The organism is Ottowia beijingensis (assembly GCF_013423955.1).
Taxonomy (GTDB): domain Bacteria; phylum Pseudomonadota; class Gammaproteobacteria; order Burkholderiales; family Burkholderiaceae_C; genus Ottowia; species Ottowia beijingensis.
Genome location: NZ_JACCKX010000001.1, coordinates 1,306,576 through 1,327,271, shown reverse-complemented (window position 1 = coordinate 1,327,271; position 20,696 = coordinate 1,306,576). Strand labels below are relative to the sequence as shown.

12 protein-coding genes and 6 pseudogenes are annotated in these 20,696 nt (G+C 68.8%); 6 read left to right on the top strand and 12 right to left on the bottom strand.

What is annotated here, in order from left to right; translation table 11 throughout:
* Positions 1-80: 80 nt before the first annotated feature.
* From H0I39_RS21800 to H0I39_RS21785, 5 genes and pseudogenes are all read right to left on the bottom strand, one after another.
* Positions 81-824 carry a TolC family protein gene (locus H0I39_RS21800; RefSeq protein WP_308645789.1) on the bottom strand — a complete coding sequence of 248 codons (744 nt, stop codon included), beginning with the start codon at positions 822-824 and terminating at the stop codon, positions 81-83.
* A 94-nt stretch (positions 825-918) separates the two neighbouring features.
* Positions 919-1,637: pseudogene (locus H0I39_RS21795) on the bottom strand (TolC family protein); the annotation flags it as partial.
* 156 nt (positions 1,638-1,793) lie between these two features.
* A pseudogene (locus tag H0I39_RS06680) lies at positions 1,794-3,280 on the bottom strand (AMP nucleosidase).
* Positions 3,281-3,555: 275 nt separating this feature from the next.
* Positions 3,556-3,966, bottom strand: coding sequence for a prenyltransferase (locus tag H0I39_RS21790; protein ID WP_257645661.1), 411 nt, complete (start codon positions 3,964-3,966; stop codon positions 3,556-3,558).
* Complete coding sequence (locus H0I39_RS21785; RefSeq protein WP_257645660.1) at positions 3,966-4,433, bottom strand: prenyltransferase; 468 nt, start codon at positions 4,431-4,433, stop codon at positions 3,966-3,968. Before H0I39_RS21785 ends, H0I39_RS21790 begins: the two co-directional genes overlap by 1 nt.
* Before the next feature lie 161 nt (positions 4,434-4,594).
* Between H0I39_RS21785 and H0I39_RS06670 the strand changes: the two genes are divergently transcribed.
* The gene (locus tag H0I39_RS06670; RefSeq protein ID WP_257645659.1) at positions 4,595-5,014 is read left to right on the top strand and encodes a YbaN family protein; all 420 of its coding nucleotides are present in this window, start codon (positions 4,595-4,597) and stop codon (positions 5,012-5,014) included.
* A gap of 138 nt (positions 5,015-5,152) precedes the next feature.
* A pseudogene (locus H0I39_RS06665) lies at positions 5,153-6,962 on the top strand (ABC transporter transmembrane domain-containing protein).
* Positions 6,963-7,311: 349 nt separating this feature from the next.
* Here the strand turns inward: H0I39_RS06665 and icmF are convergent.
* The 5 genes and pseudogenes from icmF to H0I39_RS06635 all read right to left on the bottom strand — a co-directional run bounded on the left by icmF (position 7,312) and on the right by H0I39_RS06635 (position 15,742).
* A pseudogene (gene icmF / locus H0I39_RS06660) lies at positions 7,312-10,613 on the bottom strand (fused isobutyryl-CoA mutase/GTPase IcmF).
* Positions 10,614-10,654: 41 nt separating this feature from the next.
* Positions 10,655-11,491 carry a PPK2 family polyphosphate kinase gene (locus H0I39_RS06655; protein WP_180549992.1) on the bottom strand — a complete coding sequence of 279 codons (837 nt, stop codon included), beginning with the start codon at positions 11,489-11,491 and terminating at the stop codon, positions 10,655-10,657.
* Between the two features lie 111 nt (positions 11,492-11,602).
* Positions 11,603-13,790, bottom strand: a pseudogene (locus H0I39_RS06645) (TRAP transporter large permease subunit); the annotation flags it as partial.
* Complete coding sequence (locus H0I39_RS06640; RefSeq protein ID WP_180549991.1) at positions 13,787-14,407, bottom strand: TRAP transporter small permease subunit; 621 nt, start codon at positions 14,405-14,407, stop codon at positions 13,787-13,789. The pseudogene H0I39_RS06645 and the gene H0I39_RS06640, both read right to left, overlap by 4 nt.
* A 222-nt stretch (positions 14,408-14,629) precedes the next feature.
* Positions 14,630-15,742 (bottom strand): TRAP transporter substrate-binding protein, encoded by a 1,113-nt coding sequence (locus H0I39_RS06635; protein WP_180549990.1) that lies wholly within the window; start codon positions 15,740-15,742, stop codon positions 14,630-14,632.
* A 269-nt stretch (positions 15,743-16,011) separates the two neighbouring features.
* On the opposite strand from H0I39_RS06635, the gene H0I39_RS06630 reads away from it, so the two are divergent.
* The 4 genes and pseudogenes from H0I39_RS06630 (at position 16,012) to H0I39_RS06620 (ending at position 18,548) form a co-directional block, all read left to right on the top strand.
* A complete protein-coding gene (locus tag H0I39_RS06630) occupies positions 16,012-16,257 on the top strand; it encodes a metal-sensitive transcriptional regulator (RefSeq protein ID WP_180549989.1) in 246 nt (81 codons plus the stop codon).
* A 33-nt stretch (positions 16,258-16,290) separates the two neighbouring features.
* Positions 16,291-17,061 (top strand): annotated as a pseudogene (locus H0I39_RS23975) (MBL fold metallo-hydrolase); the annotation flags it as partial.
* 24 nt (positions 17,062-17,085) lie between these two features.
* The gene (locus H0I39_RS21775; RefSeq protein WP_308645914.1) at positions 17,086-17,493 is read left to right on the top strand and encodes a rhodanese-like domain-containing protein; all 408 of its coding nucleotides are present in this window, start codon (positions 17,086-17,088) and stop codon (positions 17,491-17,493) included.
* Between the two features lie 152 nt (positions 17,494-17,645).
* Complete coding sequence (locus tag H0I39_RS06620) at positions 17,646-18,548, top strand: hypothetical protein (protein ID WP_180549987.1); 903 nt, start codon at positions 17,646-17,648, stop codon at positions 18,546-18,548.
* On the opposite strand, the gene H0I39_RS06615 is transcribed toward H0I39_RS06620, so the two are convergent.
* Together H0I39_RS06615 and lysM are read right to left on the bottom strand one after the other, a co-directional pair.
* On the bottom strand, positions 18,539-20,002 hold the full coding sequence (locus tag H0I39_RS06615) for an amidase (RefSeq protein WP_180549986.1): 1,464 nt from the start codon (positions 20,000-20,002) through the stop codon (positions 18,539-18,541). The genes H0I39_RS06620 and H0I39_RS06615 overlap by 10 nt on opposite strands.
* Positions 20,003-20,123: 121 nt before the next feature.
* Complete coding sequence (lysM, locus tag H0I39_RS06610) at positions 20,124-20,606, bottom strand: peptidoglycan-binding protein LysM (RefSeq protein WP_180549985.1); 483 nt, start codon at positions 20,604-20,606, stop codon at positions 20,124-20,126.
* Positions 20,607-20,696: the final 90 nt, after the last annotated feature.

The window sequence follows — 20,696 nt, the reverse complement described above, 5'->3', positions numbered from 1 at the left end:
CGACGCTGGTGGCGGCGGGCGCCGTGGCGGGGCGGGCGGCGCCGGCTCGGGCATCGGGGCGGGGGTCAGGGTGGGTTCGGTCATCGGGGGTCAGCGCGCAGCGGCGTTGGAAATGGGGGTGGCGACGATGGCCGCCGTCGGCTCAGGTGCGGCATCGGCGCCGGGCACTGTGCCGGCGTTGGCGTTGGCGCTGGCATCGGTGGCCGGATCGGAGTCGGCCGATGTGGGGCCCAACCGCCGCCCAGCGCCTTGTACAGCGCCACGTGGTCGTTGGCCAGGCTGGCGCGCACGCTGGCGGCGCTGTCTTGCGCCGACAGCAGCGTGCGCTGCGACGTGAGCACCGTGGCGAAGTCGATCAGCCCGGCCTGGTATTGCTGGCGCGCCAGCGCGTCGGCCCGCTCGGCCGCGCTGGCGGCCGCCTGCAGGCTGCCGATGCGGGCGCGGTCGCCTTGCAGCGCGACCAGTGCGTCTTCCACGTCCTGCAGCGCGGTGAGCACGCTGGACTGATGGTTGGCGCGCGCCTGCTCATACGCGGCCTGCTGCGCGCGCACGGTGGCGTTGATGGCGCCGCCGTCGAAGATCGGCAGCGACAGCCCGGCCGCCAGCGTGCGCACCAGTGCCCCGCCGGCCGTGAGGCCGCCCAGCGTGAGCGCCTGCAGCCCCAGCGAGCCGCTCAGGCTGAATGTGGGGTAGCGCGCCGCGTCGGCCTGCACCAGGCGCGCCCAGGCGGCGCGCACCTGCGCTTCGGTCTGCTGCACGTCGGGGCGCTGGCGCAGGGTGTCGGCCGGGAAGGCCATCACCAGATCGTCCGGCGGCAGCGGCACGGGGCGTTGCCCAGCGCGGCCAGCGTGCCGGGGCGCGCCCGGTGAGCAGCGCCAGCCGGTGGCGCGCCTGATCGCGCGCGGCCTGCCGCACCGGCACCTGGGCGCGCGTCTGCTCGGCCGAGGTGGCCGCCTGCTCCACGTCCAGCGCCGACACCAGGCCGGCCTGCTGGCGCCAGCGGGTGATTTGCAGCGTGTCGTCCTGGCTGGCAAGGTTGCGCTCGGCAATCGTCAGGCGCGCCTGCTGGTCGCGCAGGTCGATGTAGGCCAGCGCGATTTCGGCCGCCAGCGAGATTTGCACGTTGCCCAGCTCATCTGCGCGGCGCGTGCGTCGGCTTCGGCGGCGCTCACGCCGGCGCGGGTCGCGCCGAACAGGTCGGGCTCCCAGCTGGCGTTCAGGCCGACGGCGAAGGTGTTGGTGGTGCCAGCCGATGCGGTGCGGCTGCGCTGCGCCGAGCTGGAGCCGGTGACGTTCGGGCTGTAGCCGGCGCGGGCCACATCGGCCAGCGCGCGCGACTGGCGCAGCGCGGCGACGGCCGCGTGCACGGTGGGGCTGTGGCGCAGGCCGTCTTCGATCAGCGCGCTGAGCTGCGCATCGCCAAAGCGCTGCCACCAGCTGACCAGCGACGTGGGCGACTGCGCCTGGTCGGCCCCGCCTTCGCTCCAGCGGGTGGGCACGGCCACCTCGGCGGCGGCGTTGGTGGCGGGCAGGCGGCTGGCGCAGCCGGCCAGCGCCACGCTCAGGCCCAGTAGCAGCGTAGGCAGGGCGCGCGGCCGTCGGCGCGGCGCGGTGGTCGGGGGTGGCGGGCCTTTCATGGCGAGGAGTATCGGCGGGCCCGGTGGTCGGCGCGCTAAGCGCGTGTAAAGCCGTGGTAAATCCCGTCATCGAGCTGCTGTGAGTTTTGATGATCATCAAGAAATTGGCCTGCAGGCGATACCCAGTCTGCGCCAGCAGCTATCGAATCAGAAGCGTCACTGAAACGCCACCTCCGCAAAGCTCCGCAGCTTGCGGCTGTGCAGCCGATCGAGCCCGTTTTCGCGCAGGCGCTCGATGGCGCGGATGCCGATCTTCAGGTGCTGGTTGACGCGCTCGCGGTAGAAGTGGTTGGCCATGCCGGGCAGCTTGATTTCGCCGTGCAGCGGCTTGTCGCTGACGCACAGCAGGGTGCCGTAGGGCACGCGGAAGCGGAAGCCGTTGGCGGCGATGGTCGCGCTTTCCATGTCGAGCGCCACCGCGCGCGATTGCGAGAAGCGGCGCTGCGGCGCGCCAGCGCCCAGCAGTTCCCAGTTGCGGTTGTCCGTCGTCGCCACGGTGCCGGTGCGCAGCACGCGCTTCAGTTCGTCGCCGGGCAGGCCGGTGACGTCGGCCACGGCCTGCTGCAGGGCGATCTGCACCTCGGCCAGCGCGGGCACGGGGATCCACAGCGGCAGGTCTTCGTCGAGCACGTGGTCCTCGCGCACGTAGCCGTGGGCCAGCACGTAGTCGCCCAGTTGCTGGCTGCCGCGCAGGCCGGCGCAGTGGCCGACCATGATCCACGCATGCGGGCGCAGCACGGCGATGTGGTCGGTGATGGTCTTGGCGTTGGCCGGGCCGACGCCGATGTTGACGAAGCTGATGCCGCTGCGGTCGTCGCGCTTGAGGTGGTAGGCCGGCATCTGCGGCAGGCGCGGCGGTGGGGTGCCGCCCTCGTCGCGCGCGTCGGAGCCGGCGCGCCGCGTGATCACGTTGCCCGGCTGCACGAAGGCGCTGTAGGGGCTGCCTGAGTTCTGCATCTCCAGCTGGCCGAGCGCGATGAACTCGTCGATGTAGAACTGGTAGTTGGTGAACAGGATGAAGTTCTGGAAGTGCTCGGGCGAGGTGCCGGTGTAGTGGCGCAGGCGGTGCAGCGAATAGTCCACCCGCGGCGCGGTGAAGAGCGCCAGCGGGTACGCATCGCCGGACAGCACGCGGTGCGTGCCGTTGGCGATGCTGTCGTCCATGGCGGTCAGGTCGGGCAGGTCGAACACGTCGGCCAGGCGCTGGCGCTGTAGCGCGGTCATGCTGCCTTCGAAGTGGTCGTCGTCGCCCAGGCTGAAGGGCAGCGGGATGGGTTCGTTGCTGGTGCCGATCTCCAGCGTGACGCCGTGGTTACCAGCAGCAGCCGGAACTGCTCGAGGTAGTAATCGGCGAACAGGTCGGGCCGCGTCAGCGTGGTCTCGTAATGGCCGGCGTGCGAGACGAAGCCGTAGGCCAGGCGCGTGTCGGGGTGGCGGCTGTGCGTGGTGGCCAGGCGCACGAAGGGGTAGCAGGCGCGCACGCGGGTGGGCCGCTCGCCGGGGCCGTCGGCCTGCGCCACGTAGGCCTGCAGGGCGCCGCGCAGGTGGGCGAGCGCGGCGTCGTAGATGCGCTGCGCCTGCGCCAGCGCGGCGGCGGGATCGGTGAAGGGCGTGGGCGGGACGAAGGGCGGCAGCGAGATCATGACCTATTGTGCGTGAGCGGCGTGACAGCGGTGGTCACGGGCGGGGCACGCTGGTGGGTATGATTTTGATAGTGGGTTGCGCTCGTCCATCAATGGTTTCAAGAGAAAAGCATATGAAATCGTTATATGGCGGGCGCAAGCAGCTATTGTTTTTGATGAGTTTGTAGGAGCGGGCAAGCCCGCTCCCACAAAAAGGAGAGGCGGTCAGCGCGCCGCAGCCGCCAGCGCCAGGGCCACCGCGATGGCCAGCGCATGCACATTGGCCGCCGCAATCGTCAGCGCAATGGCGGGCCGCAGGCGCTGCGGCTGGCGCGCGTGGCGCCAGAACAGCACCGCCGCCGCCAGCGACAGCGGCAGCGACAGCAGCCCCACAGGGCAGTCAGCGGCGGAATCAGCAGCCACACGCTGAGCGCCAGCCAGCCGTGCGCCAGCAGCACCAGCCACAGGTACAGCGCCGCCGCCCCGCGCGCGCCCAGGCGCACGGCCAGCGTGCGCTTGCCCACGCGCGCATCGGCGGCCGCGTCGGGCACGCCGTTGATCAGCAGCACGCAGGCCACCAGCGTGGCCACGCTGAAGCCCAGCGACGCGGGGATCAGGAAGAACTGGCCGCGCTGCACGTAGTCCGCGCCGATCACCACCAGCCACCACGCGGCGGCGATCGCCAGCTCGCCCAGCCCGCGCGACATCAGCTGAGCGGCGGCGCCGAATAGGTCCAGGCGATCAGCAGCCCCGCCGCGCCCACCAGCAGCAGCCCGCCGCCGCCGTTGCGCGCCGCCAGCAGCAGGCCGGCCGGAATCAGCAACAGCAGCAGCATGGCGGCCCAGCGCCGTGTGTCGGCCTCGCTCACCTGGCCTTGCTGGATCAGGCGCGAGCCGCCGGTGAACGGGTACAGGCCTTCGGTGTTGGCGGCGTCGGCGCCGTTGCGGGCGTCGTGGTAATCGTTCAGCACGTTGGCGCCGGCGTGCGCCACGCACGCCAGCAGCACGGTGGCCAGCGCGGCCGGCAGATCGAAGCCGCAGCCGCACGAGGCGGCCGACGCGATGCCCACCAGCGCGGCGGACACGGTGACGAGCAGGAAAGCCGGCCGCGTCATGCGCCAGTGCAGCAGCGCCTGCTGGCGCCAGCCGGAAGGGGGCAGGGTGGAAGCGGTCATCGCGCCGATTGTCGCCATCCGGCAAGGCGCCCGCGCCGCGCTCCGCTCGCAGCGCCGTCCTACGCGGCGGCAGCGCGGCGGCGGCTATGATCTGCGGGCCGAGGTTACTACTTTATTGATAGCTGCAAGCGCCCGTCGTGCGGGCGCTGAAGCCTCATTTGATGTCCATCGACCGCGATCCGCCCCTGACCACCGAACAGCGCGTGCTGCTGCGCCGCCGCCTGATGACGCTGCTGTGGCGCGCCATCACCGTGGTGGCGCTGGGCCTGGGCCTGGTCGGGCTGGCGCTGCCGGTGGTGCCCACGGTGCCGTTTCTTATCGTCTCGGCCTGGGCCGCCAGCAAGGGCTGGCCGGCGTTCGAGATCTGGCTGCTGAACCACCGCCTGTTCGGCCCGCCGATCGTGCGATGGCGCGAACGCGGCGCCGTGCCGCGCAGCGCCAAGTGGTACAGCACGCTGATGATGGGCGGCAGCGCCATCGGCATGCAGTTCTTTGCCGCCATCCCGCTGTGGCTGCGCATCGGCGTGCCGGCGGTGATGCTGGCGGTGGCGATCTGGCTGTGGCTGCGGCCGGAAGAATGACTCCTTCAGTCGCCTGCGGCGCCTTCCCCAGTGGGGACAACGCCACTCGCCGGCGCAGGTCCGGCGACGGCGTTCGCGCATGGCCTGCGCCGCGGCCACTGGACGACATGACGGACGACATGACGGATGCCATGAACCATGAAGCCTGATTTGGTGCGTTCGGCCGCCCGGTCCCCGCGCGCGCTGCGCGGGCTGCTGCCGTTTCTGCGGCCGTACCGCGGCCGCATCGCGCTGGCGCTGCTGTTTCTGCTGGGGGCGGCAGCCACCACGCTGGCGCTGCCGGTGGCGTTGAAGTCGCTGATCGACGGCGGCCTGGTGGGCGGCAACACGGGCGAGCGCGTGCTGGCGCTGCGCGGGCACTTCCTCGCGCTGTTCGGCGTGGGCGTGGCCATGGGCGTGCTGTCGGCGGCGCGCTTCTACATGGTCAGCTGGCTGGGCGAGCGCATCACGGCCGATCTGCGCAACGCGGTGTACGCGCACGTGGTGCGGCAAAGCCCGGAATTCTTCGAGACCACGCAGACCGGCGAGGTGCTGAGCCGCCTGACCACCGACACCACGCTGGTGCAGACGGTGGTGGGCTCATCGTTCAGCCTGGGGCTGCGCAACACGGTGATGGGCATCGGCGCGCTGGGCATGCTGGTGGCCACCAACCCGCGCGTGATGCTGCCGGTGCTGGGCATCCTGGCGCTGGTGGTGCTGCCCACGCTGGTCATCGGTCGGCGCGTGCGCCGCCTGAGCCGCGCCAGCCAGGACCGCGTGGCCGACTCCAGCGCCATCGCCGCCGAGGTGCTGAACGCCATCCCGGTGGTGCAGAGCTACGCGCAGCAGCAGCGCGAGGCGGCGCGTTTCGACGGCGCCACCGAGCGCGCGTTCGAGACCGCGCGCCGCCGCACGCAGGTGCGGTCGGTGCTGGTGGCCTTCATCATCATCGCCACCTTCGGCGCGCTGCTGTGGGGCCTGTACCAGGGCACGCAGGCGGTGCTGCGCGGCGACATCACACCCGGCCACCTGGGGCAGACGGTGGTGTACGTGATCGTGCTGGCCGGCTCGGTGGCGGTGCTGTCGGAGGTTTATGGCGAGCTGCTGCGCCGCCGGCGCGACCGAGCGGCTGATGGAGTTGTTGCACGCGCGCTCGCCGGTGGCCGAGCCGGTGCGGCCGCGTGCGCTGCCGGCGGTGCGGGGTGGGTCATCGGTGCGGTTCGAGGGCGTGGGTTTTCACTACCCGTCGCGGCCGACGCAGCCGGCATTGCAGGATTTTTCGCTCGACGTGCGGCCGGGCGAAACGGTGGCGCTGGTGGGGCCGAGCGGCGCGGGCAAGAGCACGGTGCTGCAGCTGCTGCTGCGCTTCTACGACGTGCAGGCGGGCCGCATCTTGGTGGACGGTGTGCCGGTGACCGAGCTGTCACTCGATGCCCTGCGCGGGCGCATCGGCCTGGTACCGCAGGACAGCACCATCTTTTCGGCCAGCGCGCTGGACAACATCCGCTACGGCCGGCCCGATGCGAGAGAGACCGAGGTGCAGGCCGCCGCGCACGCCGCGTTCGCGCACGACTTCATCAGCGCGTTGCCCGAGGGCTATGCGACCCACCTGGGCGAGCGCGGGGTACGGCTGTCGGGCGGGCAGCGGCAGCGCATCAGCATTGCCCGCGCGCTGCTGAAAAACCCGCCGATCCTGTTGCTGGACGAAGCCACGAGCGCGCTGGATGCGGAGAGCGAGCGCATGGTGCAGGCGGCGCTGGAGTCGGCCATGCAGGGCCGCACGACGCTGGTGATCGCGCACCGGCTGGCGACGGTGCTGCGGGCCGATCGCATCGTGGTGATGGACCATGGGCGCGTGGTGGATGTGGGCACGCATGGCGAGCTGGTGGCGCGGGGTGGGTTGTATGCGCGGTTGGCGGCGATGCAGTTTGACCTTGAAAACGCGCGGGTCGGCGCTGTTGCCGGATAGCTGCTTTTGAGGTGGTGGAGGCGCTGTCGGCCGGGATGTGCGCCCGGCGGCGCAGTCACTTTCTTTTGTCTCGCCAAAAGAAAGTAACCAAAGAAAAAGGCGACCCCACTGGCCGTGTCCCCTGCGCTTCGCTTCGGGGCAACCTGCGATGCTCGGGCGCGGGGCGGCGCTGCGGAACTCGCTTCGTTCAATGCGTTCTCTTCGCTCAGACAGCCGCAGCGAGTCAGAGCACGAAGCGCGGCATGCTGCGCTGCCGCGCCCGCCCCACGCCCTGCGCTTCTCGGCACGGCCAGAGGGGAGGTGGAATCCACTCGGGCCGTCGCTGCGCTCGGCCCAGGAGTGTTTCTGACTACATGCTCCGGCGGTACTGGCCGCCCACCTCGAACAGCGCGTTGGTGATCTGTCCCAGCGAGCACACGCGCACGGCATCCATCAACACGGCGAATACGTTCTGGTTGTCGATCACGGCCTGTTGCAGGCGGGCGAGTTGCTTGGGTGATTCGGCCGCGTGGCGCTGGTGGAACTCTTCCAGGCGCTTGAGCTGGCTCTGCTTCTCGTCCTCGGTCGAGCGCGCCAGCTCCAGGCTTTCCAGCACCTCGTCGCCATGCGGGTTGCGGAAGGTGTTGACGCCGATGATGGGGTACTCGCCGGTGTGCTTGAGCATTTCGTAGTGCATGCTCTCTTCCTGGATTTTGCTGCGCTGGTAGCCGGTTTCCATGGCGCCCAGTACGCCGCCGCGGTCGGCGATCTTCTCGAACTCGGCCAGCACGGCCTCTTCCACCAGTTCGGTAAGCTCCTCGATGATGAAGGCGCCCTGGTTGGGGTTCTCGTTCTTGGCCAGGCCCCACTCGCGGTTGATGATGAGCTGGATCGCCATCGCGCGGCGCACGCTGTCCTCGGTCGGCGTGGTGATGGCCTCGTCGAAGGCGTTGGTGTGCAGGCTGTTGCAGTTATCGTAGATGGCGATCAGCGCCTGCAGCGTGGTGCGGATGTCGTTGAACTGGATTTCCTGAGCGTGCAGGCTGCGGCCGCTTGTCTGGATGTGGTACTTCAGCTTCTGGCTGCGTTCGTTGGCACCGTACTTCTCCTTCATCGCCACGGCCCAGATGCGGCGCGCCACACGGCCCATCACGGTGTATTCCGGGTCCATGCCGTTCGAGAAGAAGAAGCTCAGGTTGGGCGCGAAGTCGTCGATGTGCATGCCGCGCGCCAGGTACGCCTCGACCAGCGTGAAGCCGTTGCTGAGCGTGAAGGCCAGCTGGCTGATCGGGTTGGCGCCGGCCTCGGCGATGTGGTAGCCGCTGATCGACACCGAGTAGAAGTTGCGCACGTTGTGGTGCACGAAGTATTCGGCGATGTCGCCCATCACCTTCAGGCTGAACTCGGTCGAGAAGATGCAGGTGTTCTGGCCCTGGTCTTCCTTCAGGATGTCGGCCTGCACCGTGCCGCGCACGTTGGCCAGCGTCCACTCTTTGATCTTCTCGGCCTCGGTATCCGTCGCTTCACGGCCGTTGTCGGTCTTGAATTTCTCCAGCTGCTGGTCGATGGCCGCGTTCATGAACATGGCCAGGATCGACGGGGCCGGGCCGTTGATCGTCATGCTCACGCTGGTGGCGGGGTGGCACAGGTCGAACCCTGAATACAGCACCTTCAGGTCGTCCAGCGTGGCGATGCTCACCCCTGAGTTGCCCACCTTGCCGTAGATGTCGGGCCGCAAGTCGGGGTCGTTGCCGTACAGCGTGACCGAGTCGAAGGCGGTGGACAGGCGCTTGGCCGGCATGCCTTCGGAGAGCAGCTTGAAGCGGCGGTTGGTGCGGAAGGCATCGCCCTCGCCGGCGAACATGCGGGTCGGGTCCTCCCCTCGCGCTTGAAGGCGAAGGTGCCGGCGGTGTAGGGGTAGCTGCCGGGCACGTTGTCCAGCATCAGCCACTTGACGATCTCGCCGTGGTCCTCGAACTGGGGCAGCACGACCTTGCGGATGGTGGTGCCGCTCAGGCTTCTGGTGGTGAGCGCTGTGCGGATTTCCTTGTCGCGGATCTTCACCACGTACTCGTCGCCAGCGTAGGCCTTCTGCATGTCGGGCCATTGCTCGATCAGCTTGGCGGCGTCGCGGTCCACCTTCTCGGCGCGCTGGTCGGCCAGCTTCAGCACCGTGGCGCGGGCGCCATGCTCGCCGGATTTCTTCGGGTCGTCCTGCTCCAGCATGCGCGCGGTCTCGCGCAACTGCTGCACTTCGCGCACCAGGCGCGCCTGCTGACGCACACGGGTCTTGTAGCCGCGCACGGTGTCGCTGATCTCGGCGAGATAACGCGTGCGTGCTGGCGGCACGATGGGGGTCTGGTTGGTGCTGTGGCGCACGTTCACGGCGGGCAGGCGGCCCTCCTTCAGCGGCAGGCCGAGTTCACCGAGGCGGACTTTCAACGCCTGGTACAGCGCCGTCACGCCGTCGTCGTTGAAGCGCGCGGCCTGGGTGCCGAACACCGGCATCTCGTCCGGCTTCTTGCCAAAGGCTTCGCGGTTGCGCTGCACCTGCTTGGCCACGTCGCGCAGCGCATCGGCCGCACCCTTGCGGTCGAACTTGTTGATGGCCACGAACTCGGCGAAGTCCAGCATGTCGATCTTCTCGAGCTGGCTGGCGGCGCCGTACTCGGGCGTCATCACGTACATCGGCACGTCGACGAAGGGCACGATGGCGGCGTCGCCCTGGCCGATGCCGGAGGTCTCGACGATCACCAGGTCGAACCCGGCCGCCTTGCAGGCGGCGATGACGTCGGGCAGCGCGGCGCTGATCTCGCTGCCGGTGTCGCGCGTGGCCAGGCTGCGCATGAAGATGCGCTGCTGCCCCGCCCACGGCCCGATGGCGTTCATGCGGATGCGGTCGCCCAGCAGCGCACCGCCGGACTTGCGGCGGCTGGGGTCGATGCTGATGACGGCCACGCGCAGGGCGTCGTCCTGGTCGAGCCGCAGGCGGCGGATCAGCTCGTCCGTCAGGCTCGACTTGCCGGCGCCGCCGGTGCCGGTGATGCCGAGCACGGGAATCTTCTTCCTGGCTGCGTCGGCCTGCACGGCCTTTACCAGCTTGGCATCGGCCTGGCCGTTCTCCAGCGCGGTGATGAGCTGCGCCAGCGCGCGCCACGCGGCTTCGGTCTGACCCTGGATGGCCTCCAGCTTCTTGGGTGCGTAGCCGGAGATGTCCTGGTCGCAGCGCATCACCATCTCGCCGATCATGCCCTGCAACCCCATGCGCTGGCCGTCCTCGGGGCTGTAGATGCGGCCGACGCCGTAGTCGTGCAGTTCGCGGATCTCGGCCGGCACGATCACGCCGCCGCCGCCCCCGAACACCTGAATATGCGCGCCGCCGCGCTGCTTCAACAGGTCGACCATGTACTTGAAGTATTCGACGTGGCCGCCCTGGTAGCTGCTGATGGCGATGCCCTGCGTGTCTTCCTGCAGGGCGGCGGTCACCACGTCGTCCACGCTGCGGTTGTGGCCCAGGTGGATCACTTCGGCGCCCATGCTCTGCAGGATGCGGCGCATGATGTTGATGGCGGCGTCGTGGCCGTCGAACAGCGATGCGGCGGTGACGAAGCGCACCTTGTGCGTGGGCCGGTATTCGGCCAGGGCCTTGAATTCTGCGGACAGGTCGGTCATGGTTTGTCTCCTGCGATTTTGATAGCTGCTGGCGCTGGCGGCTATTGCACCACCAGCCCTTTCAGCTGTGGGTCGTCGGGTGGGTAGCGCAGCTTGAGCGCTTTCAGCTTGTCGCGCACCAGGGTGGCGATCATCAGGTTGCGGTGCGTCTTGCTGTCGGCGGGCACCACGGTCCAGGGGGCCCAGTCCGTGCTGGTGGCGCGCAGCAGGTTCTCGTAGGCCTGCTGGTACTCCTTCCACTGCTTGCGCACTTCCAGGTCGCCAAGGCTGAACTTCCAGTGCTTGGCGGTGTCGTCGATGCGCTCTTGCAGGCGCCCGCGCTGCTCCTCGAAGCTGATGTGCAGCATGAACTTCATCACCACGGTGCCGGTCTCGCAGAGCAGGCGCTCGAAGTCGTTGATGTGGGCGTAGCGCTGCGCGGTCTGCTTCCTGTCGATCCAGCCGTTGACCACCGGCACCAGCACGTCCTCATAGTGGCTGCGGTTGTGGATCATGAACTCGCCCGCCGCCGGCACCTGCTGGTGGATGCGCCACAGGTAGTCGTGGCTGCGCTCCAGCGTGCTGGGCGCCTTCCAGCCGTGGGTGCGCACGCCCAGCGGGCTGGTCTCCTTGAACACGGCGCGGATGGTGCCGTCCTTGCCGGCGGTGTCGGTGCCCTGCAGCAGCACCAGCAGCTTGAAGCGGCCATCGGCGTAGAACACGTCCTGCAGCGCGTCGATCTCGCGGGCCAGTTCGGCCACGCGGGCCTTGTCGCCGTTCTTGTCGCCGTTGCCGTAGGGCTTGGCGCCGGGGTCGCAGTCCTTCAGCGCGAAGCCCTTGCCGCCGACGGGCACCTGCCAGCGGTCCAGGGAGGGCTTGCCGTTGTTCTTCTTCGCCATGCACGGGTCTCCGTTCGGTTGACGTTTACGTAAACGTCAAATTATGTGGGCTGCGCAGTAAAAGGCCAGCCACTTGCTTGGCTGGCCCTGGTGTGAAAGCCGCCACGCGGCTTATTTGTACAGGATTTGCGGCAGCCAGAGGCCGATCTGCGGAAAGATGTACAGCAGCACGATGGCCAGGATCTGGATGCCCATGAACGGCAGCATGCCCAGGAAGATCTGGTTCAGCGTCACGTGCGGCGGCGCCACCCCTTCAGGTAGAAGGCCGACATGGCCACCGGCGGGCTGAGAAAGGCCGTCTGCAGGTTCAGCGCCACCAGCAGGCCGAAGAACAGCGGGTCGACGCCGAAGTTGTCGAGCAGCGGCACGAAGATCGGCATGAAGATGACGATGATCTCCGTCCACTCCAGCGGCCAGCCCAGGATGAAGATGATCACCTGCGTCAGGATCAGGAACTGGGTCTTGGTCAGGTTCATGCTCAGCACCCACTGCTCCACGAGTTCCTGCCCGCCCAGCAGCGCGAAGGCGGCCGAGAAGATGGCCGAGCCGACGAACAGCCAGCACACCATGGCGGAGGTCTTGGCGGTGAGGTACACGCTTTCGCTGACTTCGCCTTTCAGCCCGGCCTGCCGGTAGGCCAGCACGCACCAGACGGCGACCGTGGCCACGGCCAGCCAGCCCAGCGACATGGGCACGGGCGCCGCGACCACGCCGCTGCGTCCGGCCAGGAACCAGCCGATGGTGGCGAGCGCCGGCAGCCACAGCAGGGTCCACAGCAGGAAGGTGCGCAGCGCACCGGCTTCGCGGCGCCGCTTGTTCAGGGCATAGAGGCAGGCGAGCCCGTAGCCGCCGAAGGCGCCCACGGCCGCCGCCTCGGTCGGCGTGGCCAGGCCGAACACGATGGAGCCCAGCACCGCCAGGATCAGCACGACCAGCGGGAAGAAGCTGGCCAGCAGCATCTTGAAGATTTCCAGCCGCGCCATGTTGAGCAGCGCGTAATAGGCCAGCAATGCCAGCGCACCGATGCCCAGCACGATCCAGAACGTGGAGGAGGGGCGCGGCGTTCCGCGTCCGCTTCAGGTACGGCCTCGCCCGGCGGCTCGCTCAGTCCACCGGCGGCGGCAGGGGCGCCGGGCGGCTCCGAAACGCCATTGGCAACGGCATCGCCGGCGCCCGGTGGTTCGGCCAGGCCGGAAGCGGGTGCGGTTACGTCGTCACTGCCGGGTGGTTCGGCCAGCCCGCTGCCGGGTGGTTCCGCCAACCCGCTGCCGGGTGGTTCCGCGAGGCCGCTGCTGCCGCCCGATGAATGGCCTGCGCCCAGGCGTTCCAGCTCGACCGGCACCTCGTACACCGTGGGCGTGGCCGTGCTCTGGCTGTAGGCCCAGATGCCGCCCAGCAAGAAGAAGATGGCCGGCAGCAGCAGCACCAGCAGTTGCCGGCGCAGGTAGCGTGGACTGGCCTCAGCATTGCCGCCAGTCCTGACGGCACGCATCAGAAAGGGCAGCGCACGGTCTTCGTGCGTCGCGCCCAGGCTGACCAGCGGCCTGGGCAGGGCCACGGTGCGCTCGTCGGCGCTGAGCGGCGGCGCCCAGGCCGGTTTGAGCTTGGCCAGGATGATGACGTACAACACGTACAGGCCGGCCAGCATGAGGCCGGGGAAGAAGGCGCCGGCGTACAGCTGAACCACCGACACCCCGGCCGTGGCGCCGTAGACGATCAGCAGCACCGAGGGCGGAATCAGGATGCCGAGGCAGCCGCCTGCCGTGATGGCGCCGGCCGACACCGGCACGCTGTAGCCCGCGCGCAGCATGGCCGGCAGCGCCAGCAGCCCCATCAGCGTAACCACCGCGCCGACGATGCCGGTGGCGGTGGCGAACACCGCGCAGGTGACCAGCGTGGCCACGGCCAGCGAGCCCGGCACGCGCGCCATCGACAGGTGCAGGCTCCTGAACAGCTTCTCGATCAGGTTGGCCCGCTCCACCAGGTAGCCCATGAAGACGAACAGCGGGATGGCGATGAGCACGTCGTTGCCCATCACCTTGAAGGCCGACTGCACCATCAGGTCGAGCGTGCGCGTGGTGTCGCGCTCGTAGGCCAACCAGGTGAACAGCATGCCCATGCCCATCAGCGTGAACGCGGTGGGAAAACCCAGCATGATCGCCACCACCACCAGCGACAGCATCAGCAGGCCGATGTGGCCGTTGGTGACCTTGTCGACGCTCAGCAGCATGCCGATGGCGGCGGCCACGATCAGCGCCATCAGCACGAAGCCGAACCACAGTTCCTTGCGGATCTTCATGACTGGCGCTCCTGGGCGACGACGTACTGGTCCAGCGCCTGGATGTCCTCGTCCTTGACGTGCACCATTTCCTTCAGCTTGTCGACATCGACCTCTTCGACGTCCTTCTCGCGCGACGGCCATTCACCCGTCTGCAGGCAGATCACGCAGCGGATGATCTCGACGATGCCCTGCAGCAGCAGGATCGCGCCCGACAGCGGGATGACGAACTTGAACGGGTACACCGGCAGCGGATCGGCGTTGAAGGTCTGCTCGCGGATCGCCAGCGACTCCTGCGCGTAGTGCCAGCCGGCCCAGGTGAGGGCGATGATGCCCGGCAGGAAGAACACGATGTACAGCACCAGGTCGATGGCGGCCTGCGTGCGCGGCCTGAAGAAGCCGTACAGCACGTCGCCGCGCACGTGGCCCCTGGCGGCCAGGGTGTAGGCGCCGGCGGTCATGAACAGCGTGCCGTACAGCATGATCTGCGCGTCCAGCATCCAGGCGTGCGGCTTGTTCAGCACATAGCGCGAGAACACCTCCCAGCTGATGAGCAAGGTCAGCCCGACGATGGACCAGGCAAAGGCCTTGCCGATCCAGGTGGACAGCCGATCGACGGCGAGCAAGAAATTCTGCATTCACTCGACTCCCGGTGACGGGCACAGCGGCGCCGCACCGTTGTGTTGTGTTTAAGGGTGTTTTCGGCCTCAGCGCCCGCCCTGATTGCGCGGGTAGCTATGAAAATAGAATCGAATGGAACGTCAGGCACGCTGCCGCCGCCCACAAGACAAGGGCGCCCTGGTGGGCGCCCGGACCATGCACGAGCCAAGCGGCGCGACTGCCGGTTGCGGCATCGCATGTCAGCTCTTCTTGGCGCCGAAGTAGTGGTTGAAGGCCATCTTGTAGTCGACCGTGTAGTCGTTCTGCCACTGGCCGGCGCGCTGGGCGAAGGCGCGCTGCGAGTCGAGCACCTTCTTGAACAACGGGTTCTCGGCCGCCTTCTTGGCGATGGTCTTGTCCCACGAGGCCAGTTGCTGGCGCAGGATGGCGTCAGGCGTCTTGTAGAACTTCACGCCTTCCTTCTTCAGCTCCTCGTAGTCCTTCGAGTTGCGGTCGATCGCCTTCCAGCTCATGTCGGCGCTGGCGGCCTGCACGCCGTAGTCGATGATGTTGCGCAGCTCTTGCGGCAGGGCGCGGTATTTGGGCCCGTTGAACAGGATCTCGAACTGCTCGCCGCTTTGGTGGAAGCTCTGCAGCATGCAGTTCTTGGCCACGTCGGCAAAGCCCAGCACGCGGTCGGACGAGGCGTTGTTGAACTCGGCAGCGTCGATCAGGCCGCGGTCCAGCGCCGGCACGATCTCGCCGCCGGGCAGCGGGTTGACGGCCACGCCCATGTCGGTGAACACGTCTACTGCCAAGCCAACGGTGCGGAACTTCAGGCCTTTCATGTCCTCGGCCTTGGCCACCGGCTTCTTGAACCAGCCCAGCGGCTGCGTCGGCATGGGGCCGTACAGGTAGGTCACCACGTCCATGTTCAGGCTCTTGTAGATTTCCTCCACCAGCGCCTTGCCGCCGCCGTAGTGGTGCCAGGCCAGCACCATGTTCGGGTCCATGCCGTAGGCCGGGCCCGAGCCCCACAGCGCCAGCGCCGAGTTCTTGCCGTAGTGGTAGGCGATCACGCCATGGCCGCCGTCCAGCGTGCCTTTGCTCACCGCCTCCAGCAACTGGAAGGCCGGCACCACGGCGCCGGCCGGCAGCACCTCGATCTTCAGGCGGTTGCCCGCCATGTCGTTCACCTTCTTGGCGAAGTCCTGAGCGTATTCATGGAAGATGTCCTTGGCCGGCCAGGTGCTCTGAAAGCGCAGCGACGTGGTCTGCGCCGTAGACACCATGGGCGCGGTCAGCGCGCCAGCGGCAACGGCGGCGCCTTTCAGCAGGTTGCGGCGGCGGGGTGAAGCGGGGCGTTGGGCCATCTGTCTGTCTCCTCTGTTGTATGCGGCAAAACGCTGTCATCTTGTGGGAGGCGAGCCCCTGCGCGTCAGAGGGTTTTTACCAGTCCGCGGCAGTGCGGGTGCGGCCTCGCGCGGCCGCGTACTGTGCAGTTTGCCGCTCCCCAGATCAGGTTAGCGCGATCAGGTGGTGTTCAAGTGGCGTCCGAAGCCCTACCATCCGAACTTCATGGGGCCATTCTGCCACCCGTACCCGTATATCGACACAACTCCAAATCTGGGAGCGCGCTGACATGACCGTGACCAATGACGAAGCCCGCAAGAAGGCACTGTGCGCCCGACTGGCGCGCGTGGAGGGCCAGTTGCGCGGCCTGCAGAAGCTGATCCAGGCCGACACCGAGCCCGAGAAGGTGGCCCAGCAGATGGCCGCCGCCCGCAAGGCGCTCGACAAGGCGTTCTTCGCCATGGTGGCCACCCTGATCGCCGAAGAGCAGCTGGGTGCCGACGAAGTGGCCGAGTTGCTGGTTCGCTTCGCATAGCGCCCGCCGGGGCTGCGCGCATAAACTGGGGGCATGAACCCCACCCAGCTTTTCGACCCGGCTTCCAGCACCTACACCTACATCCTGTTCGACGAGGACTCGCGCGAGGCGGTCATCATCGACCCGGTGGATGTGCAGCTCGAGCGCGACCTGGCCACGCTCGAGCGCCTGAACGTGCGCCTGATCTGGGCGCTGGAAACCCACGCCCATGCCGACCACATCACCAGCGCCGCCCGGCTGGCCGAGCTGACCGGCGCGCGCACCGCTGCGCCGGCGGGTTGCGACATCGGCACCGCCGCCGTGCAGCTGAGCGGTGGCGACACCGTGCGCTTCGGCCGCGAGCAGTTGCAGGTGCTGCACACGCCTGGCCACACGGCGGGCGGCGTGTGCTTCTACTGGCAGCGCGCCCCGCACCCGCACGACGAGCCGCCCAGCGAGGCCACCCAGGCGCCGCTGGGCCACCAGATGCGCCCCGACCAGCGGCACGACGACCGCCATGTGTTCACCGGCGACACGCTGCTGATCCAGGGCTGCGGCCGCACCGACTTCCAGTCGGGCGATGCCGGCGCGCTGTACGACAGCATCACCCAGCAGCTGTTCACCCTGCCCGACACCACCATCGTCTGGCCGTGCCACGACTACCACGGCCGCACACAGTCCACCATCGGCGCCGAAAAGGCCACCAACCCGCGCTTGGCAGGCAAGTCGCGCGACGAGTTCATCACGCTGATGAACGCGCTCGACCTGCCCAAGCCGCGCCGCATCGACGAGGCGGTGCCGGCCAACCAGCGCTCCGGCCTGCGGCAGGACGCCGGCAGCGGCGACGGGGTGGCCGATGCCGCCGCGGAGGGCTATGCGGGTGAGATCACGCCGCAGCAGGCCCACGAATGGATGGAGGCCGGCGACGCCGTGCTGGTGGACGTGCGCACCGACGCCGAGCGCGAATGGGTCGGCTTCGTGCCCGGTGCGCTGGCCGTGCCCTGGAAGCAGTGGCCCGGCATGGCCCTCAACCCCGGGTTCGACCGCGCGATCCGCCAAGCGGCCGAGGATGGGCGCCGCCTGATGATGCTGTGCCGCAGCGGAGTGCGCTCCATCGCCGCCGCGCAGCGCGCCACCGAGCTGGGGCTGACGGCCTACAGCATCACCGGCGGCTTCGAGGGCGTGCCGGACGAGCACGCCCAGCGCGGCCACAAGAACGGCTGGCGCCACGCCGGCCTGCCGTGGCGGCAGAACTGACGGCGCGGTTTTCAAGCCTTTTGGCCCTCAGCGCTTGCTGGACGGGCGCAGGCAGCTATCAAAAACGTAGTTCAGACGGCCTCTGCCCAACGGGGATGGCGCTGCGCGCGCGTCGCCGCTAGGCTGTGGGCTTCTGCCCAGGAGGCGCCGCCATGCCACCCGACCTGTTTCCGCCCGAGGCGTTGCTGCGCGACAGCGCGCCGCCGCTGTCCGACTACGGCTGGCGCCTGCTGGCCGAGGGCGACTCGTGGTTCAGCATCACCGCCACCGGCCGCTACAGCCCCAACCTGCTGGCCGAGTTGCGCCTGCCGCGCTCGGCCGCCATCGTCAACTGCGCCGCGCCGGGCCACACGCTGCAGCGTATGGTGGACCGCCGCGCCGACGGCCACTGCGAGCGCCTGCTGCACCACCGCCGCCTGGCCCGCTACTGGGACGCCGTGCTGTTGTCGGCCGACGGCAACGACCTGATCGCCGCCGCCGCCACGCCATTGGCCGATGACGCCGGCGTGCCGACGCCCGAGGCGCAGCGCCTGCTGCGCACGTTCGAGGAAGTGGGCCACGCCAGCGCTGCTGCCGACTGGATCAGCGAGCCCGGCTGGGCGCGGCTGGCCGACCACCTGCGCGCCAACCTGGCCGCCTTCGTCGCCTGGCGCGACCAGGGGCCGAGCGCCGGGCGCCCACTGCTGCTGCACACCTACGCCACGGCGGTGGCGCGCCCGTCCGGCGCCGGGCTGGCGCTGCAGGGCTGGCTGTACCCGGTGCTGCTGCGCTACGGTGTGCCGGCGGCCTGGCAACAGGCGTTGACCGAGCTGCTGTTCGAGCGCCTGCGCCGCCTGCTGATGGGCTTTGACCAAGCCAGCGGCGGGCCCGACGCCACGCCCGGCGTGCACGTGTTCGACTCGGCCGGCCAGGTGGCGCTGCTGCCGGCCTCGCCCGACGACGCGGGGCCGTCGGGCGACTGGATCAACGAGATCCACCTGAACGCCAGCGGCTACCGTAAGCTGGGCCGCGCCTTTGGCGCCTGGATCGGCGCGGTGATGGCGCGCTACCCCTGAAGCGGCGGCTGCACCGCCAGCCAGTCGCCGATCGCCTGCTCGTACGCCGTCGCTAGCCGCAGCACGCCCGCGTCGTCCTGCGGCTTGCCGATCAGCTGCAGGCCCATCGGCAGGCCCGCGGCGTTGAAGCCCGTCGGCACGCTGATGCAGGGCAGGCCGGCGAAGGTGGCGTAGATCACCACCTCCATCCAGCGGTGGTAGGTGTCCATGGCGCGCCCCGCGATCTGCCGTGGCCAGCGTTCGCCGATGTCGAACGGCCACACTTGGGCCGCGGGCAGGGCCAGGAAGTCGTGCTGCTCGAACAGCTTCAGCATGCTCTGGTGGAACTGCGTGCGCGCCACGCTGGCGGCCAGGAACTGGTTGGCCGTGCAGCCCTGCGCCTGGTCGAACTCCCACACCGCCTCGGGCTTGATGCGCGGGCGGTTGGCCGCCTGCAGAAAGAAGGGCGCGATGCGCGAGGCCACCAGCACGCGGCGCCAGACCAGCCAGGCGTCCCACACGCGGGCGGGCGGCATGCCCAGCCGCGCGGGCGCGACGGCGCAGCCCAGGCCTTCCAGCCGCTGCAGGCCTTGCGTGCAGGCGTCCAGAATGCCGGGCTCCATGGCCAGGTAACCGTCCAGATCGCCCAGCCAGCCGATGCGTTGCGATTTCAGGTCAAATTGGCCTTCAGCGCCCGCCCAATCAGCGCTGTCAGCTATCGAAAGAGGAGTATCCGGCGACCAGCCGGCCTGTGTCTGCAGCAGCCGCGCCACGTCGCGCACGCTGCGGGCCATGGGGCCTTCGGTGACCAGCTGGTTGATCCACACGTCCACCGCCGGCCACAGCGGCACGCGGCCCTGCGAAGGCCGGAAGCCGAAGCCGTTGTTCCAAGCCGCCGGGTTGCGCAGGCTTCCCATGAAGTCGGAGCCATCGGCCACCGGCAGCAGGCGCAGCGCCAGCGCCACCGCCGCGCCGCCGCTGGAGCCACCGGCCGATTTGGCCGGGTCGTAGGCGTTGCGTGTGGCGCCGAACACCTCGTTGAAGGTGTGCGAGCCGAGGCCGAACTCGGGCACGTTGGTCTTGCCGATGACGATGGCGCCGGCGGCCTTCATGCGCGCCGTCATCAGCCCGTCCTCCTTGGCAATGAAGTCGGTCATCAGCGGCGAGCCCAGCGTGGTGGGCAGGCCTTCGGCGTGCGCCAGGTCCTTGATGGCCTGCGGCAGGCCGTGCATCCAGCCGCGCGATCCTTGGCCCGATTTGCCGCGCGCCAGCTCGGCATCGCAGGCCTCGGCCTCGGCCAGCAGTTCATCGTCGGGCCGCAGGCTGACGAGGGCGTTGTACGTGGGGTTGAGCCGGTGGATGCGCGCCAAGTTGGCCTGCATCACCTCGCGGCACGAGATGCGCCGCGCATGGATGGCGTCGGAAAGCGCGCAGGCGTCGAGCGCGGTGATGTCGTCGGGGGCGAGGGCGGTCATGCGCCGCACTCTACGCCGCCCCACGCTGGCGCCGCAAACGACAAAGGCACCGGAAAGTGCCTTGTTTGCTCATGAAATCGGGCTGCAGCGCTTGCGGGGCAAGCGCGGGCAGCTATCGAAATCAGAGGGCCGGAATGCGCAGCTTCTGACCGGGGTAGATCTTGTTCGGGTCCGACAGCATCGGCTTGTTGGCCTCGAAGATCACGTTGTACTTGTTGGCATCGCCGTAGTACTTCTTGGAGATGGCGCTCAGCGTGTCGCCGCTCACCACGTCGTGGAACTGCGATGCCGTACCCGCGGGGTACTGCAGGTTGTTGTCCACGTCGGACACGCTGGCCACGTTGCCGGCGGCCAGGCCGGCCTTCTCGGCGGCTTCCTCGCTGGGGGCGTTGCCGCTCAGCGTGACCTTGCCAGTGGCGCCGTCGAAGGTGACGCCCAGGCCCGACAGGCCCAGGTTCTGTTTCTCGATGTAGGTCTTGATGGCGTCGCCGGCCTTCTGGTTCAGCTCGGCGATGTTGGGTGCGCTGGCAGCCGCTGCCTGCTCGACTTCCTTGCCGCCGAACAGCTTTTCACCGGCTTCCTTGATGAAACTGAACAATCCCATTGCTTTCTCCTTGGTTGGTGGTCAGGGAATCACGGACTGTACCCGCAACGCATGACGTCGCCAGGACGACGCCCCCGAATCGGGTGTAGG